Here is a 14,993-nt window from a genome sequence, read left to right on the forward strand (position 1 = left end):
GTTTGGCTGGAATGACGGACATTTTGTTGCTTTTCAGATGTTATTACCTTCTCCATAATAAATTTTTAGACAACAAAAATATCCGACATTATTATTCATCTGCCTATGTCCAGTACCGAATGCTTACTTCAAACTTTAAAAGTAACGAGCTAGCTGTATAGTAAAATACGTTGCGCTTCTTATACAGCAAAAAGCAAAAGGCGGTTTTGACCGCTTTTTCTATTTTCGCTGGAAAGTTCTAAATAAAGAAAGAATAAAAAAGGAACATATTTATGTATTCCTTTCTTTCGTCGGGGCAACAATCCCGCAACTAAACTGCATTTCAGAAAGTGACAAAAACAAACAAGGCAGCATTTCTGCTGCCTTGTCCAATTAGTCGGGCAGACAGCCCGATTAATATGGTGGTGAAGCGATTGAGTATCAGTTTATTTTTAGGCGCCTTGGGTTTAGTGTTCACCTTGGGGTTCGCGTGGTGTTAAAGAGCTTAGATGTTAATCTCGATTGCAACCAACGGGAAGGGTGGTTCCTCGTTTGGTTCGCAATGAGGGCAAGAGTTTGTTTAAACTTAAATATACTGAATTCTAATTTCAATACCATACAACAGGGATTTTATGCTAAAAAAAACTAAAATCAGTTGGGAATTTAGCGATAAGAAAATTATTGACGATAGAAGGATTATTATCTCTCACTATTATTATGGATGCTGCTTCATAAAGACCCACATTCTCTTTTTTATCATTTCGTAACCGGATTTTTCTCCGGAGCCCAAATAAGATGAATCCCATTTTTTTTAAATTTTCTAACTCATCATTGTATCTTATTCCGAGCTTTGCGATTTCTGCATAACCAATGTCCGACAACAAATCACCATAGTCCTTAAAATCTTCAAGTAATCCACCAACTATTTCAGCTTCTTTTTCTGTTGATAATTCATCATGATGAAAATCGAATAGATGCGCGCCGTTAATTATATCAATAATCTTTTTCCCTGTTGTAACTTGGGGTAAACTTTTTATATTGCTTTTATCATTGGTAAATGCAATAACATCTCTTTCAAGTGTTGTTTTTACCCAATTCTCATGAATGAGTTTAAATAACTTTAATTTTTCAACTGTGTAAATTTCGGTCAATTCATCAATTCTTTTATGATCATTTGCGCATAACAAAACTAAATTGTCAATGTGGTCATAGTTACCGATAAATGTTGTATCCCCTCTAGGTCCATTTGCTTTTGAAGAAACAATGTGGCATTCTTCACCAATAATTAATTTATCATTCTCGTGCTCTGATTCTTGAACTAATTCAATTCTACATAACAAGCATCTGTTTCCAGATTGAGCCCAAAGAGCTTTTCTTGTTTTGTCTGTTATTGCCATTATTTACTAGATTCAATTTCTATGCAATGATAAATGCTGTTCTTTTCAATATGCGTGTTTGCCAATGACTTCTGTTGCAAAGTCTATTAGGTTATCGTAGTGGAAAATTTGAAGTTTACGTTGTTCGCTATGATTTCTTTGCAACCGATATGTTTTTTCATTAAAATCTTTTCTCCTGCCGGCAATAACTACAAAATGTATTCTTGTTTTATCAAAAACTGTAAACTCCTTCGGTAATGGTTCATTTTTGCCTAACGCTTGTTCGAAGACGAGTCTTAAGCTGGAAAAGTTTGCTTCTAGCCATAATTCCCAATTATCTGCTTGTTTAATTCCTTTTCTAATCGTTTTCCCAAAAAAGCCATCACTATTAGTTATATTCCCATTGGGGTTCTCTAACTCCACAAATACAAAATGGTGTCCATCAGAATTTCTTCCTATGAGCAAATAGTCTACTTTAAAATTCGGGGGTAGCATAAATTCAGGAAAAATATATAAAGCATGATGCCCAAAACGATAATTCCGAAGAATTGAACCAATAATAAAATAAGCGTTCTCGCTTTTAATAAAATTTAAAATATTTCGTTCTTCTGCTGAATTGTCCAGCAGCATTCTAAATTTGTCCAGCTTATCAATTAAAGATTCAGTTTTCTTTCTTAATTCTACAGAATCCAAAAAATTATTAGGGAATAAACTTAAAAAATGTCGGACAGCAATGGGGTATTTTGTATATAGTGATTTGCGAATATTACTTAACTGGCCGTTTATGAAGACTTTTTCTTGATTTTTTAATTCTTCCCATATCAATCTTTCGTCTTCTGATATGAAGTTAAAGTCTCTGTCGTATAATGTCATATTCTCGGTATAAAATTATTGCTTGGTGTTCTTTTGACCAATGTTCAATTGCCTGTTTAGATTCCAGGGTTTCCCGTCATTTATAATATTATGATTTCTTATTTTTTTTAATTCGTCTTAATTTAATAAGCTCAATGCATTTCAAACTCTAACGCTTCTGTAAGCTTAGCAATAGTAATAAACTTTTGCCATTCCTAATTTCATGAACTTAGTTAAGCTTTATACCTAATAATTTTAATAAGGTTAGGGCAAGAGCTAAAATTCCTGATATAGCTCCAACCCATGCAACTAATTTAGTAAGCCAATAGTTTTTGTAAATTCGCTTTGCATTTAATAGATCAATTTTCACCTTTTCTGAACTAATTTTCTTGTATTCCTCTTCGTCTTCAAATTTTTTTGCGTATCCGCCTCTTAAAATAAAGGCACGGCCTTCTCCGGTAAGATGAAATTTACCACAATTGGGCGTTATCTCTTTTATATATCCATCAACAAATAACTGTGTCAATGCTATTTTATAAGGATCAATTTCTACATAAAGCACTCCCTGCTCATTGGTGGATTTAAGTAGGTCAGGAATATAAATAAAACCTGAGCTTAAGAACTTTTTTGAATGCTCATCTGCTAATTTAAAAATATTGAATTCATTACTCATAATATTATTTTATTCCTTAACTATATACAACCATTACTTTTCCTGCATTTTTCTAGACGGTAAACATTTCAACTTTTAGGCCTGTTTTTAAGGCCAACATGATTAATCTGCTAGAGCATATGAAAAAATAAAATCAAGATCAGAGATAAAGTTTATTGGCTTTAATTCGACATACATTTTATTTTCATTATGCAACATGTATTTCTCGTAATTATAAAAAGTTAGTTCATGCATACGAATTACAGGGATGGCTAAGGTGTGCGTCATAAAAAAATAACTATAATGACCATATTGCTTCATTTCTTCCTCGGATAAATTTGTAAATCTAATAACAGGATTGTCGAGGTCGGGTGTAGATACAAAAATCGCAGGTATGGAAGGTTTACAGTAATTTACGGGATAGTCACCTATTCCATATCGTGCATATTCCCGAATGAAATCGAATCTGTTATCAAGTGCATCGCCCACACTCTCGCTTCTTTCTTCCAAGAATATTTTGTAAACACCTCGCTTAAATTGCTTTGTAAAGTCCGTTTGAAACTTGCTTTCTAAGGTGTACTTAAATTTAGGCTTAATAGTTTGTTTCTTAATATTATAATCAAAGTATTCTGATTTATATCTGGGTATCTTGTCACTTTTTTTCAATTGACTGAGCAGGAATAGACGTGAAATGTTTAGAGGTTCTTTTAGGGCAAGTTCAACTGATGGTAACCTATTTTGTTTAGAACCGAAAAATAGATTACACTTATCGCAAACTGAGCTACAGGTTCTTTTGCCACCAAGTGATTGAGGAAAGATATGAGCCTCATTTGTAAAAGTTACCTTAGCTTCATTTTCACGGCACCAAATACAAATTTTCATTATCGATTCTAGTTGAAAAATAAAATTATTTTTTTGTCGTCTACTTGAAAAGAAATAATTCTGCCGTTGATGATTATAGACCTTCCGCAAGTTTGATAACACTGCTAAATTGTATATCCATCCGACCATTTTCAATCCGGCTGATATCACCATAAGCTAATCCCCTGTAACGGGGATCCGGTCTAATTGGGTAAGTTCGTTGCTATCCTTAACCGACGAATATTTTCACAAACGTAAGGACTTCTTTGCTTTTACATCTATTTGATCTTTTTTAGGGTCAGTTAAGCGAAAAAAGTAAAAAGATTCGAGCAGGTTTCCAAATTACTTTCCATGATAATAATGTAAAATTGATTCTAATCAATTAAAACAACATATAATGGACCGTTACTTACCCAATTGGGTGTACAGCCTTAAGAACCGTTAATGATCAATCCGCGTTTCTTTCTTTTCACCCGCAACGCCAATTCGAAGCACGGATTTTGGCTTTGCAATAAGTTCGTTTTTGTTCCATATTGAAACTATGTAATTTTAATTGGCGAGTGAAAAGAAAAAAAACTGGTATATTTTCACATTTTAATATTCTTGTAAATCTCTTTAGCTATTTCAGGCGGTATAGACTCGACATAAATAGTTTTAGAGCCGTCTCGTTTTATCCTGTACTCCGTTTTAACGATAAAATTATTGTATTCCTTAAATTCAGCTTTTTTCAATTCCTGCAGTATCGAACAAACGATCTTCATTTCAGGATGCCGGGCATTTGAATCATTAATGGCCTTATCCAAAATGTCAAATACTGTCAACTGATTTTCCCTTGCAACGCAATGGTTCCAGATTAATTCTGCCACTTTAAGTTTTTGTAGAACGGCGTCAGGCGTTTCATCTCCAGTTAGTAACGGTTGCGCAAAATCCTGGAGTAAGGATGAGTATTTTATGTCGTTATTCATGTTTTCGAGGTAATACGAGTTGTTTATTAGCTTTTGTTTATAGTTGCGATTACATACTTGTTGTTTTATTCTAGATTACTAAAATAAGTATCTTGCCAAAAAAAATGGCAGGGATTCAGTTTTATATAGAATTAGTAAATAGTGAACCGATAGTATGGCGGCGTATACTTGTTCCGGACTATTATACTTTTTACCAATTCCATATGGCCATCCTGGGTGCTTTTGGATGGTATAATTGTCATTTATTCAGATTTTCTGAAAACGGCTTTGAAGATAAGGTTTCTTACGAGGAATTAACTTATGATAATGATCTTGGTGAGGGGTATGTAATTAAGGATGCAAAAAGTAATAAGATCAAACCTGTATTTAATAAAGATGGGAAAGCGTTCACTTATATCTATGATTTTGGCGATCATTGGCAACATGCCATAACTAGGGAGTCAGCTATAACTGATGATATTATACGTCCGTTTTGCTTAGAAGGCAGCGGCGCCTGGCCGCCAGAGGATTGTGGAGGAATGGGAGGATATGCCGAAATGTTGCAATCAATTAATATGCCCGGCCATCCTGAAAGAGAAAGCTATATTGAATGGTTAGGTCTTCAGCCGGGCGAAACCTGGAATCCATATTTTTGCAGTACCAGGGAAGTTAACAAGCGCTTGTGCTTGCTCGAAGGTTAAAAGGCATTAAGCCATTAGCTACAGCGCTTTGACTTATCGGGTTCTCTTTTTCTTCTTTTTCCTCAAAAACTCCGGTGAAAGATCTGGCTGATGCGATTCTGATTCCAATAACTTTTCTAATAGACCTAGCAAAACAGGGTTATTTAATTCGGGCGACGTATGCTGTTCATTCGCCCGGAAAATTTCATTTTTGATTTTGCCAATATCTTTTGGTTGGGAATGGTTAAGCCGGCTAAGTAATGCAGGTACACTAATTCCTAAATCTGCACATGAAAATACTGATCTGGTAGCATGATCAACAAACCTGATGTCTTTTATCTTTTCGTTTTCATATTGAACGCTGCAATGGATATTCTTTCCCTTGAGTTTTGCCAGGAACATGCCGACAGAGGAACTTTTTGATGACAGCACATCAAAAATCTTAGCCTGTACAATTTTTTGATAAGTTAGCCTGGTAACCTGGTTCTTATCAAATTTCCTTTGAAGCGCGGTAAGTGTTGGTTTTGTATAAATACAGCTGGCTTTGATGGGTACACCTGTTTTATAGCCGTTCTTATCAATTATGCAGTATACAAGTCCGCCGTTTTTGTACATGCGGCTATTTACAGATCCACGATCTGCCACCACATTATACTGTCTGAGCACAGCGTTCAATTCATCGAGGGAAGTAAATTTATACCGCGCCACTACTTCCTGAACAATATTTGAGATGATCCGCTTGGTTTCAGATTTTCCATAATAAGCGGCTTGTATCCTTACGGGCTCCAACGGAAGCGCCTGGGCTTTTTTCCTGCTTTCTGCTACAATCAGCCCGTATTCCTGTTCAATGGCTTTTCGGGCAGGTTCTGATAATCTTTTGCCAATGTTATGGATGTTGATAGAACGGCCGTTTTGAACATGGGGATGCGCGGCATCTTCATGGCGGTATATAAGATATGGTTGTCCTTTAAAGCCAATCCTTTCCATATAATCCATCACGATACTTTGTAATTTTTCCGTATCCAGTTCTTCACCAGGTGAAAAGTTCAGAGAAATGTGCAGCGTATTATTGGTAACCTTAGAGCTGTTTTTGATTAGTTCTGTAAACCTTTTTAGTTTTTCAGAAAATCCCAGGTCATTAACATCACAGGCAAAACCGGATGAAAGGATAATATCAGCCGTGCCTTGCTTTACTTTATTTTCATTATAGTTTAATGCGCCTTTAATGGATTTACCGGATTTTATTCTGACAACCATCTTTTCGCCAGTTTAGAAATAATGGTGAGCAATCTGTCGATCTTTGATTCAATACCGAAATATTGGTTGAATGCGATCTTTGCATAAAATTCTTTCCTGCGTTCCTCCGGATAAGTATTAAATAACCGGGTGACCTGGTTAATATTTATCCCGATCGATTTTATTTCACCTCTGAGTGCCGCGAGTTCTTCCATCATCAGGTCGAGTGTTTCATCATAGGTGTGAATAGTCACAGGGCGGTTATGAATGATATTCCGGATCACTCCGCTAACGGTTTCATCTTTTGTTTTCGCGGCAATCGCCTTCAGTTCATCATATTTGGCTTTAGTGATCCGGGTCATGACGGGATAGGTGAGCCCTTTTTCTCCTTTAATTTGCCCTTTACGCATCACATAATTATTAATAGGTGCTTGTATTTTGTTCAATAAAATATCGAGTCAGCCTCGTGTTGATTACAACACTACATCTTGCTCCGTGCGCCCGAAGCACGGTCAACCGCTGATCTGACAGTAGGGGTTTATATTGTTGATAGGACTTATTTCTTTATTTGGCTTGGGTTGAATCCACGCTTGAAGCTCTGTTAAAATTGCCTTTCTCTTGAAGCAGCTTGTTTATTTCATCACTACTATAATATATGGTGCCACCGATTTTTGAGTATGGCAAAGAGCCATTATTTCGCAGGTTTTGAAGCGTGCCTGTAGAAATACCTAGTAGCTTTTTAACCTGGTTCGATTTAAGCCATTTAGTTGTCTGCGCCTTGTTTTCCGTTAGGATTTGCCTTATAGTTTCAAGCAAACTGATTTTAAATGCAGTCAAATCTGCCTGGGTAACCAGTTGGTCCCGGTAAACCGGTTTCATATTTGATGGATATAAGCTGTGTCCATTGTTCATTTTGCAAAATTTTATATCCTTCAAATATCCGTTACCGGAAAGGGAAAATTTCAGAGTGGGGTCAGAGGCTCGGAAAAATAATTGTTTTTAAGGAGTGAACAATTCAGCCAGCGCCAGTTTCGGCTGCATTATACATATTTATATATTCTGATTAGGTTCCCAGATGATATAATTTTCAATTCCATCATCGGTATGTTCATCCGCCAGTCACCATCTTACAAAAGATGCTATTTTGATAAATATGCTTTTGACCTGTTCAAAGTTCTGCTGATTGTCTTTTGTGCATGCTATGGCTATTAGGTTTGTTTTTTCTTGATTCGTATCGATCACTCCAACTGGTAAGGTGGCGTGCATAAAGAAGAGTAAAATTAATCGATAGCGGGAATCGAGAATTGTTGGAAAAAGTAAAATCGCCTGTCTGCTTCAACTCGGGCATTGTTTTCAAAAAATGAATAAGTTCCTTTGTGTTGCAATGGACACTCAATTCCTCGTCATGGAAGATGTTTAAATAATAATACTTGTCTGACCACATAAGTCGGATTTAAGGGTAAGTTATGCCGGGAAAATTTTCAATAAGTCTATTTAAGAAATCCTGGAAGTTATCAAAATCTTCCATTTGTTCGCTCTGATAGTTGCTTTCATCAAACACATCATTTCCTATACAATGATAGCTGTGAAGGGAGTAAAATCCATTCAAATGTTAATCGAATAGTATAATTAAAGGAATTTGATTTATGGAAAATTTCTACCAGATTTCCATTTGTGAGTTGTTTAAATAGTTTCTTTTGAATCATTGCGGTATTTACGATTTACATTCCCAAAGGCATATCCTGGCAATGCGGTATTTTCTTGATTAAAGGTGTTCAGGATCAATATTATTTTTTTATATCCAATGCCCGCGCCTCGACTTCTTACGCTCGTAACATGCTAATTCTTCCATTTTAAGATTAAAATAACCACACACGTCATCTATAATATAGTCCGGTAAATATTTGATCTCTGTCTTTAATGCATTGATCACATTATCTTCTCCATAAAAATTAATCATCTCCGTCCATTGTTCTTTATTGCCTCGTTCGATGACCCGGTCAATAATAGACACACGTCCCAATTCCCAATCAATCTTATCAAAATTCCAGTCCCAAAATAAATGCTTGGGTAAATTAGGTTTTGGCCGGTTAGCGGCTTGAGCATTTTTCGAATGTGGCAGCATTGGTTATTTAGTTTTTGAGCGAGTATAAAAAAAGCCATCTTTTAAAGATGGCCGCAATTTATTAAATGTCGGAAATCGATTTCAAGCAAATTAGTGATTTTTACAGCGAAGATAAAACAATCGACGCCAAATAGTGCTGTTGAAAGCCAGGCTTTTTACTTCGCATACTCCCCGTACGCACAAATAAATAGTGTCAGCAGCAGAAACCGGGTTTGTGGGGTTGTAATTTATTGCAAGTCAATATTTTAAGTAAAGTTATTTGCCGAAAAGACATAGTTGAAGTAACTTGTCCCCAATATGGTAGCATTTTTTCAGAAAATAACTGATGTTCTCAATGAATCGAATATACCTTATATGCTTTCAGGTAGCGTGGCAATGAGTATATACATCATCCCAAGAGCTACACGAGATTTTGATTTTATTATTCACCTTGAGACGAAGAATATTGATCGCTTTATTCAACAGTTTAAGGAAGGTTATTATTGTGATAAAGATGCCATACAGGATGCTGTAAAAAGACGTAGCATGTTCAATATTATTGATCATGCATCTGGCTTCAAAGCAGACTTTGTGGTATTGAAGGATGAAGCTTTCAGGCAGGAAGAATTTAGCAGAAGACGAAAGGTGGATTTCTTTGATAAAACAATTTATGTAGTATCTCCAGAAGATTTACTTATTTCAAAGCTCATTTGGATCCAAGATTTCCAATCCGCACAGCAAATGGAGGATATCAAAAATCTGGCTGCAATTGAACAATTAGATTGGTCTTACATCACTAGTTGGATAAAAAAGCTAAATTTGAAGTCATTTAATTTGTTTGAACATGAATGATACTCCGCAACATATAAAAGAATTGCAATTAAAAATATGGCTTTCGAAATCGCCCGCGGAAAGGCTAAAAAAGTTTATGGAAGATAATGCTTCGTTGTTTCAGTTTTGGAGGATGGCTCAGAAATCGAGTAATAAATCTGGTAATCCTAAAGCTTCAAATAAGTCAACTGATTCGTTGAAATAATATATACAATTTAAGAATGAAATTAAGGTAATTAAAATTCGTTTTTTATCGATGAAGTTACACGAGGCTATAGAAGATATACTATTGAAATCAGGAAAACCACTTACGGTGCGGGATATTGTATTTGAAATCAATAATACCGGACTATATAAAAGGAAAGATGAAAAGAAACTTGAGGCTAATCAAGTGAGGGCAAGAATAAGACAATACAGCGAGTTATTTCAAAATATTAATGGGCATGTTTTTATTACTTCAGATACTCACTGGAAAGATTTGTTAACTAGTTATTGGCATTCTGCAAATACCCTAAGGGGCATTTTACCTGTATCGGAGTTACAGTTTATTATAGCCTGCATATTTTACTTTAAGCGAATTGAAAATCTGAAGACCAGAAATAAAGAATATGGAAAAAGGTATTTTGCTATGCAGCACATGGGGATGCAGAGTTTTAGAAATATCCCGGGTATCGAAAATTCGAAGCTAGATTACACGCATATATTAGCTGAATATAGCAGGATTATTTCAAAAGCAAAATGGAATAAGGAAACTGAAATCCATTTATTGACTCAACATGTAAATACCGAACAATATAGCGATGAAGTGTTTGGACATATTTTCGAATACCTACTTCATTTAAACTCTTTAGATAGTAACAAATCTCCTATAACCTATACTCCAAACTCCTTGAGAGAATTGATGATAGGCTTGTTGGATCCTGAAAAAGGGAAGACAATTTTCGATCCTGTAAGCGGAACTGGGGGCTTGCTGGTTGAAGCACAAAATTATGCGCAAAATACTTTAAAAGTAACATCTTATGAAGTGAACTATAGAGTTGCGCTTTTAAACCTGATGAATCAGGAAATGCATGGTTACTTTGATGTTGAGATAAAAGCAATGAATTGTTTTGATGATCTTAATGATGCTAGGAGATTTGATTACATTATTGGGGATTTACCTATTGATGGCGTTGCTGGATCAAAGGAATATCTTGACTTGTCAAGAATGTGGGGAGTTGAATTGTCGACATCGGGCAAAGGTTTTAATGCAATACTATTATATGTTTTGTCCAAGCTGAATCAGAATGGTAAAGCAGTTTTAACTGTATCGGAAAGTTTTCTTTTTAAGAAAGGAAAAGAATTAGCGGTGCGAAAACTCTTAGTAGGAAATGACCTAATAGAATCCGTGATTGGTTTGCCTTATGGATCTCTTAGGCCAAATACGGAGGCAAAAGCGGCGATTCTTGTTCTCAATGCAAACAAATCGATTAAAAATAAGATAAAATTTATTCGAGCACAGGCCATAAGTTCCGATAAACAGGGGCTAGACCTGAATACAGAAGAAATTCTCCAGTTCCATGCCCAACCCGTGGAAGATAGAGATCTGTTACAAGTGGTAGATACCCGGTATTTATTAAAGGACTTTAATCTATCTGCATATGCATATGATGCGGCCTATTTCCTTACAAAAGAAATGCTGGACGAAGGAAGTGGAAAACTGCTTGGTGACTTGGTGCAGATCCATTCTGGAACAGGAGTAGAAAAGAAGGGAATAGCTAATGATGGCGATATTCCTTATGTCAAAATTGAAAACCTTTCTACTGAAATATTAAATATATATCTTACAAAAGAACAAATTACCTCAAAAGTCCATTATGAATCAAAGCTGAGTAGGAGTCTAATAACAGAAGAATGCATACTTGTTGCAAGAATAGGAGACAATCTGAAACCTACTTACTTTAAACCTAATGATCTAATAAAAAGCATATTAATTCATGGTGGCGTGTATAGTATAACACCAAAAGATAATGCCATAAACCTGGAATATTTATATTATCAACTACATTCGGCATACATTAAAGATCAACTTAAACGAATAAGGCTTGGAGCAGTAATGCCTTATGTAAGCATTTCAGGGCTTAAACAACTTCTCATTCCTTATGTGGACTTACGATCTCAAGAGGATTTTGTACGTACACAAAAGGCCAATATCATTGCTTCCGAGAGATTAAAAATTGAAGAAAAAATAAAGCTTTTAGGGTACAAAGAAGAAAAGGTACAGGCTGAAAGTGATATTGTACGAACTCTTGTTCATCAGCTCAGGCCAACATTGCTCAATATAGATTTAGAAGTAAAAAAAGTAAAGCGGATTGTTGAAGAAAATAACCTGTCAAAATATAAAGAGAACATAGTCGGTAATGAAAAAGATGAAGAAATTGCTCACCTTATAAATGATGCTAAAGATTATTCTCTTGCCGAGATAGTGGAAAAATTACAACATGATACGTTGCAATTAAACGATGTATTAACGACGGTTAATAAAGTGATGAGTTTTAAGCTTACAACTAAAGACATGGAAGATGTTGATTTGCTTGAATTCATATCAGATTATTTGGGGCTGAAAAAAATAGACATTAATGGTCGTTTTGAAATCGAAGTCCGCGGAGAGCATTTTATATCAATGGTCAGCAAGGCATCTTTTAGAGATATGTTAGATCAGTTACTAATCAATGCAGAAAAGCATGCATTCAGGGATTTTAACCCACATACACGACATAAAGTGTCCTTTGCAATCAAGCAGAGTAAGGAGCGTGGTATTGCTATCATAGATTATCAAAACAATGGAAAGCCATTTAAGCTTTCTTACAAGGATTTTATTACACCCTTTGTTAAAAGCCAGGGCAGTAATGGTTCTGGTATTGGAGGAAATTATATATATAGAATAATACAAGCTCACAATGGTGAGATTGCCGTCAAAGAAGGCCTGAAAACTGGATTTGCATTAACTATTGAAATACCCCTAAACCAAAAGCAAGAGAATGAATAATGTATTACTTATTGATGATAGAGAAGACTTCGCTATTCAATTTATTGAACACGCTAAATCAAAGGGAATTTTGGTGGCTCATAAAAAAAGCTTTGACGGCTTAAAGGAGGTACTTCCCAAATACCAGCATAAGTTTGTAGCGGTAGTATTAGATATAAAATGCCTTCTCAGAGATGACCAAGAAAAAGAGGATGCAGATTTTATTACAGTTGCATTGAGTCATTTAGATGCAAATATCCGATGGTTTCCAAGGTTTATCTTAACTGGAGACGATAAAGAGTTTGAATCCATTGGCCGTTATTTCAAACAGGAAAAGTTATTTAAAAAGACGCCTGAAGACTTAGATAAGCTATTTATAAAACTAAAGTATTGTATCGATCATTCTGAATCACTTCGCATCAAACGGCAAAATTTAGATGTATTTCATCTGTTTAGTGAAGGAAAAATGCCTGCTGCTGCAGAGAAACAATTATTAGACTTATTTGTAGATGGTTTATTTGAATGTGATTTTAATAAGTATAAGGGGATTTTCGCCAATATTAGAGGTATACAAGAAGCGATGTACAAATCTATTCACCAAAGAGCACCTTTAGTCGTTCCAGCGAATATGTTTAAAACAAATGGCATGATTGAGTTTAATAGATTGATGAAACATTTAAATGGTAATCTTGACAGTGCGTATCAACCAACTACAATTGTTTATCAAAACAAAACAGTTAACTACTTGGCTCAATCTCTTTATTGGTCTTGTGGAGAATATATTCATGACGATCCTGCGCGAACATATTTTGTAAGTAATTATACAGTAAGAGCGCTAATATATAACCTTTTAGAGCTTTTAATTTGGTCTAAGCAATTTTAATAGGTCGACACTTGGTCAGTTTATGTGAAATAGCTTCAATATGATCTGACAGTTTGGGATTAACTTTAAAGTAACTACACAATTAAGTAATCCCAAAAGCTGTCAAATCATGAACACGCAAGTTAAATTAATTAAAGGTAAAGTTGGCCTATTAAAGCTGGCCGAAGAATTAGGTAACGTATCCCAGGCCTGTAAACTATTCGGTTATTCCAGAGACACATTTTATCGTTATAAAGAACTTTATGAGCAAGGTGGTGAGCAGGCTTTGCAGGAAGTCAGCCGTCGTAAACCTAACATAAAGAATCGAATAGAACCATCTGTTGAAGAGGCTGTTGTAGCTATGGCTATCGAGAAGCCCGCATATGGCCAGCTGAGGGCAAGCAACGAATTGAAAAAGAAGGGCATTTTTATTTCACCGGCAGGTGTCAGATGTGTCTGGTTACGCTATGATCTGGAAACCATCCGTAAACGCTTAAAGGCCTTAGAGGTCAAGTCAGCCGAGGAAGGTATGGTACTTACCGAAGACCAGGTTGTCGCCCTGGAAAGAGCCAAGGAGGAAAAGCAAGCCTATGGCGAAATAGAAACCCACCATCCCGGATACCTCGGAGCCCAGGACACCTACTATGTGGGCACGATTAAGGGCGTTGGTCGTATTTATCAGCAGACTTTTATTGACACCTATAGCAAAGTGGCTACAGCCAAACTGTACGATCGTAAAAACGCTTTAATTGCAGCGGACATGCTTAATGACCGGGTTCTTCCTTTCTTTGAGCAGCATGGCATTAATCTGCTTAGAATACTCACTGACCGCGGAACCGAATACTGTGGCGCCAGAGAGCACCATGAATACCAACTCTATCTTGCCCTGGAAGACATCGATCACTCTAAAACAAAAGCCAAATCGCCTCAAACTAACGGCATCTGTGAAAGATTGCATCGAACCATGCAGGAAGAGTTCTATGCTGTTACCTTTAGGAAGAAAATCTATAACACACTTGATGAACTACAAGCAGATCTGGATCTGTGGTTAGAAGAGTATAATAACCAGCGTACGCACTCTGGCAAATACTGTTATGGCAGAACTCCTATGCAAACATTTTTAGAAACCTTACCTTTAGCAAAGCAAAAAATGCTACAGGATGTCCCACCTGCGGCATAAAATATATCCTGACCCTATAAAACTAAAAAGAAAAAATCCTCAAACTGTCGGATCAAATACTAGCTAGAACACCAAGAAATACTGGAATCTTGTCGTTCTTCCAACCCGTTTTTTTTGAACGCCACAATACAAGATACTATCATTTCGTCGAGGTTATTATTGTACTGGCAACTGTCAAGTAGCCACTGTAGAATATCGGTACTAAGGTTGATATCTTTAGGTTTTATATCTTTAAGGCTTATCACTTTTCGTTTCCTGATCTGGGCTTTTCTTTTTTTGTCCAGCACAGGCTGCAGTATTTCTGTAGTCGGTAAGCAACAATGCAGAGTTTTTGGCAATTAGAAGTGCAGAACTTTTGGCAACAACCAGTACACAAAAATTGGCAACAAGAGTGCAGAGCGGTGTCAAAAATAAGAGCATTGATTTAGT

The 14,993-nt window shown here is 36.0% G+C and carries 15 protein-coding genes; 5 read left to right on the forward strand and 10 right to left on the reverse strand.

Annotation, left to right across the window (positions count from 1 at the left end; translation table 11 throughout):
• Positions 1–614 precede the first annotated feature (614 nt).
• The 5 genes from JT717_RS28010 to JT717_RS28030 all read right to left on the reverse strand — a co-directional run bounded on the left by JT717_RS28010 (position 615) and on the right by JT717_RS28030 (position 4,685).
• On the reverse strand, positions 615–1,376 hold the full coding sequence (locus JT717_RS28010) for a hypothetical protein (protein ID WP_205514664.1): 762 nt from the start codon (positions 1,374–1,376) through the stop codon (positions 615–617).
• 45 nt (positions 1,377–1,421) lie between these two features.
• Positions 1,422–2,228 (reverse strand): Shedu anti-phage system protein SduA domain-containing protein, encoded by an 807-nt coding sequence (locus JT717_RS28015; protein WP_205514665.1) that lies wholly within the window; start codon positions 2,226–2,228, stop codon positions 1,422–1,424.
• A gap of 208 nt (positions 2,229–2,436) precedes the next feature.
• The gene (locus JT717_RS28020; RefSeq protein ID WP_205514666.1) at positions 2,437–2,880 is read right to left on the reverse strand and encodes a hypothetical protein; all 444 of its coding nucleotides are present in this window, start codon (positions 2,878–2,880) and stop codon (positions 2,437–2,439) included.
• A 102-nt stretch (positions 2,881–2,982) separates the two neighbouring features.
• On the reverse strand, positions 2,983–3,741 hold the full coding sequence (locus tag JT717_RS28025; protein WP_205514667.1) for an HNH endonuclease: 759 nt from the start codon (positions 3,739–3,741) through the stop codon (positions 2,983–2,985).
• A gap of 566 nt (positions 3,742–4,307) precedes the next feature.
• On the reverse strand, positions 4,308–4,685 hold the full coding sequence (locus JT717_RS28030) for a hypothetical protein (RefSeq protein ID WP_205514668.1): 378 nt from the start codon (positions 4,683–4,685) through the stop codon (positions 4,308–4,310).
• Positions 4,686–4,777: 92 nt separating this feature from the next.
• Here JT717_RS28030 and JT717_RS28035 point away from each other — a divergent pair, with 92 nt between their 5' ends.
• Positions 4,778–5,365 carry a plasmid pRiA4b ORF-3 family protein gene (locus JT717_RS28035; protein ID WP_205514669.1) on the forward strand — a complete coding sequence of 196 codons (588 nt, stop codon included), beginning with the start codon at positions 4,778–4,780 and terminating at the stop codon, positions 5,363–5,365.
• A 33-nt stretch (positions 5,366–5,398) separates the two neighbouring features.
• Here the strand turns inward: JT717_RS28035 and JT717_RS28040 are convergent, their stop codons facing one another.
• The 4 genes from JT717_RS28040 to JT717_RS28055 form a co-directional block, all read right to left on the reverse strand.
• Entirely contained in the window at positions 5,399–6,601 is a 1,203-nt protein-coding gene (locus JT717_RS28040; protein ID WP_205514670.1) for a relaxase/mobilization nuclease domain-containing protein, read from the reverse strand.
• Positions 6,586–6,990 (reverse strand): hypothetical protein, encoded by a 405-nt coding sequence (locus JT717_RS28045; RefSeq protein WP_205514671.1) that lies wholly within the window; start codon positions 6,988–6,990, stop codon positions 6,586–6,588. The genes JT717_RS28040 and JT717_RS28045 overlap by 16 nt, the downstream gene beginning before the upstream one ends.
• 154 nt (positions 6,991–7,144) lie before the next feature.
• Positions 7,145–7,492 (reverse strand): helix-turn-helix domain-containing protein, encoded by a 348-nt coding sequence (locus JT717_RS28050; RefSeq protein WP_205514672.1) that lies wholly within the window; start codon positions 7,490–7,492, stop codon positions 7,145–7,147.
• Positions 7,493–8,375: 883 nt separating this feature from the next.
• Entirely contained in the window at positions 8,376–8,705 is a 330-nt protein-coding gene (locus JT717_RS28055; protein WP_205514673.1) for a DUF6922 domain-containing protein, read from the reverse strand.
• A gap of 297 nt (positions 8,706–9,002) precedes the next feature.
• On the opposite strand from JT717_RS28055, the gene JT717_RS28060 reads away from it, so the two are divergent.
• From JT717_RS28060 to JT717_RS28075, 4 genes are all read left to right on the forward strand, one after another.
• Complete coding sequence (locus JT717_RS28060; RefSeq protein WP_205514674.1) at positions 9,003–9,536, forward strand: DUF6036 family nucleotidyltransferase; 534 nt, start codon at positions 9,003–9,005, stop codon at positions 9,534–9,536.
• A 235-nt stretch (positions 9,537–9,771) separates the two neighbouring features.
• The gene (locus tag JT717_RS28065) at positions 9,772–12,543 is read left to right on the forward strand and encodes an N-6 DNA methylase (RefSeq protein WP_205514675.1); all 2,772 of its coding nucleotides are present in this window, start codon (positions 9,772–9,774) and stop codon (positions 12,541–12,543) included.
• Positions 12,536–13,405 carry a hypothetical protein gene (locus tag JT717_RS28070; RefSeq protein ID WP_205514676.1) on the forward strand — a complete coding sequence of 290 codons (870 nt, stop codon included), beginning with the start codon at positions 12,536–12,538 and terminating at the stop codon, positions 13,403–13,405. The genes JT717_RS28065 and JT717_RS28070 overlap by 8 nt, the downstream gene beginning before the upstream one ends.
• A gap of 109 nt (positions 13,406–13,514) precedes the next feature.
• Positions 13,515–14,564, forward strand: coding sequence for an IS481 family transposase (locus JT717_RS28075; RefSeq protein ID WP_240348466.1), 1,050 nt, complete (start codon positions 13,515–13,517; stop codon positions 14,562–14,564).
• 231 nt (positions 14,565–14,795) lie between these two features.
• Here JT717_RS28075 and JT717_RS28080 read toward each other — a convergent pair.
• On the reverse strand, positions 14,796–14,993 hold a 198-nt coding region (locus tag JT717_RS28080; RefSeq protein ID WP_205514677.1), incomplete at its 5' end, for a hypothetical protein.

This window comes from Longitalea arenae (assembly GCF_016924755.1).
Lineage (GTDB): Bacteria > Bacteroidota > Bacteroidia > Chitinophagales > Chitinophagaceae > Niastella > Niastella arenae.

What these genes read in the sequence shown, in the direction of transcription:
- JT717_RS28010 (WP_205514664.1), bottom strand. Translation starts at nt 1,376, where the DNA reads ATGGCAATAACAGACAAAACAAGAAAAGCTCTTTGGGCTCAATCTGGA.
- JT717_RS28070 (WP_205514676.1), top strand. Translation starts at nt 12,536, where the DNA reads ATGAATAATGTATTACTTATTGATGATAGAGAAGACTTCGCTATTCAA.
- JT717_RS28075 (WP_240348466.1), top strand. Translation starts at nt 13,515, where the DNA reads ATGAACACGCAAGTTAAATTAATTAAAGGTAAAGTTGGCCTATTAAAG.
- JT717_RS28030 (WP_205514668.1), bottom strand. Translation starts at nt 4,685, where the DNA reads ATGAATAACGACATAAAATACTCATCCTTACTCCAGGATTTTGCGCAA.
- JT717_RS28015 (WP_205514665.1), bottom strand. Translation starts at nt 2,228, where the DNA reads ATGACATTATACGACAGAGACTTTAACTTCATATCAGAAGACGAAAGA.
- JT717_RS28045 (WP_205514671.1), bottom strand. Translation starts at nt 6,990, where the DNA reads ATGCGTAAAGGGCAAATTAAAGGAGAAAAAGGGCTCACCTATCCCGTC.
- JT717_RS28060 (WP_205514674.1), top strand. Translation starts at nt 9,003, where the DNA reads ATGGTAGCATTTTTTCAGAAAATAACTGATGTTCTCAATGAATCGAAT.
- JT717_RS28040 (WP_205514670.1), bottom strand. Translation starts at nt 6,601, where the DNA reads ATGGTTGTCAGAATAAAATCCGGTAAATCCATTAAAGGCGCATTAAAC.
- JT717_RS28020 (WP_205514666.1), bottom strand. Translation starts at nt 2,880, where the DNA reads ATGAGTAATGAATTCAATATTTTTAAATTAGCAGATGAGCATTCAAAA.
- JT717_RS28050 (WP_205514672.1), bottom strand. Translation starts at nt 7,492, where the DNA reads ATGAACAATGGACACAGCTTATATCCATCAAATATGAAACCGGTTTAC.
- JT717_RS28055 (WP_205514673.1), bottom strand. Translation starts at nt 8,705, where the DNA reads ATGCTGCCACATTCGAAAAATGCTCAAGCCGCTAACCGGCCAAAACCT.
- JT717_RS28065 (WP_205514675.1), top strand. Translation starts at nt 9,772, where the DNA reads ATGAAGTTACACGAGGCTATAGAAGATATACTATTGAAATCAGGAAAA.
- JT717_RS28025 (WP_205514667.1), bottom strand. Translation starts at nt 3,741, where the DNA reads ATGAAAATTTGTATTTGGTGCCGTGAAAATGAAGCTAAGGTAACTTTT.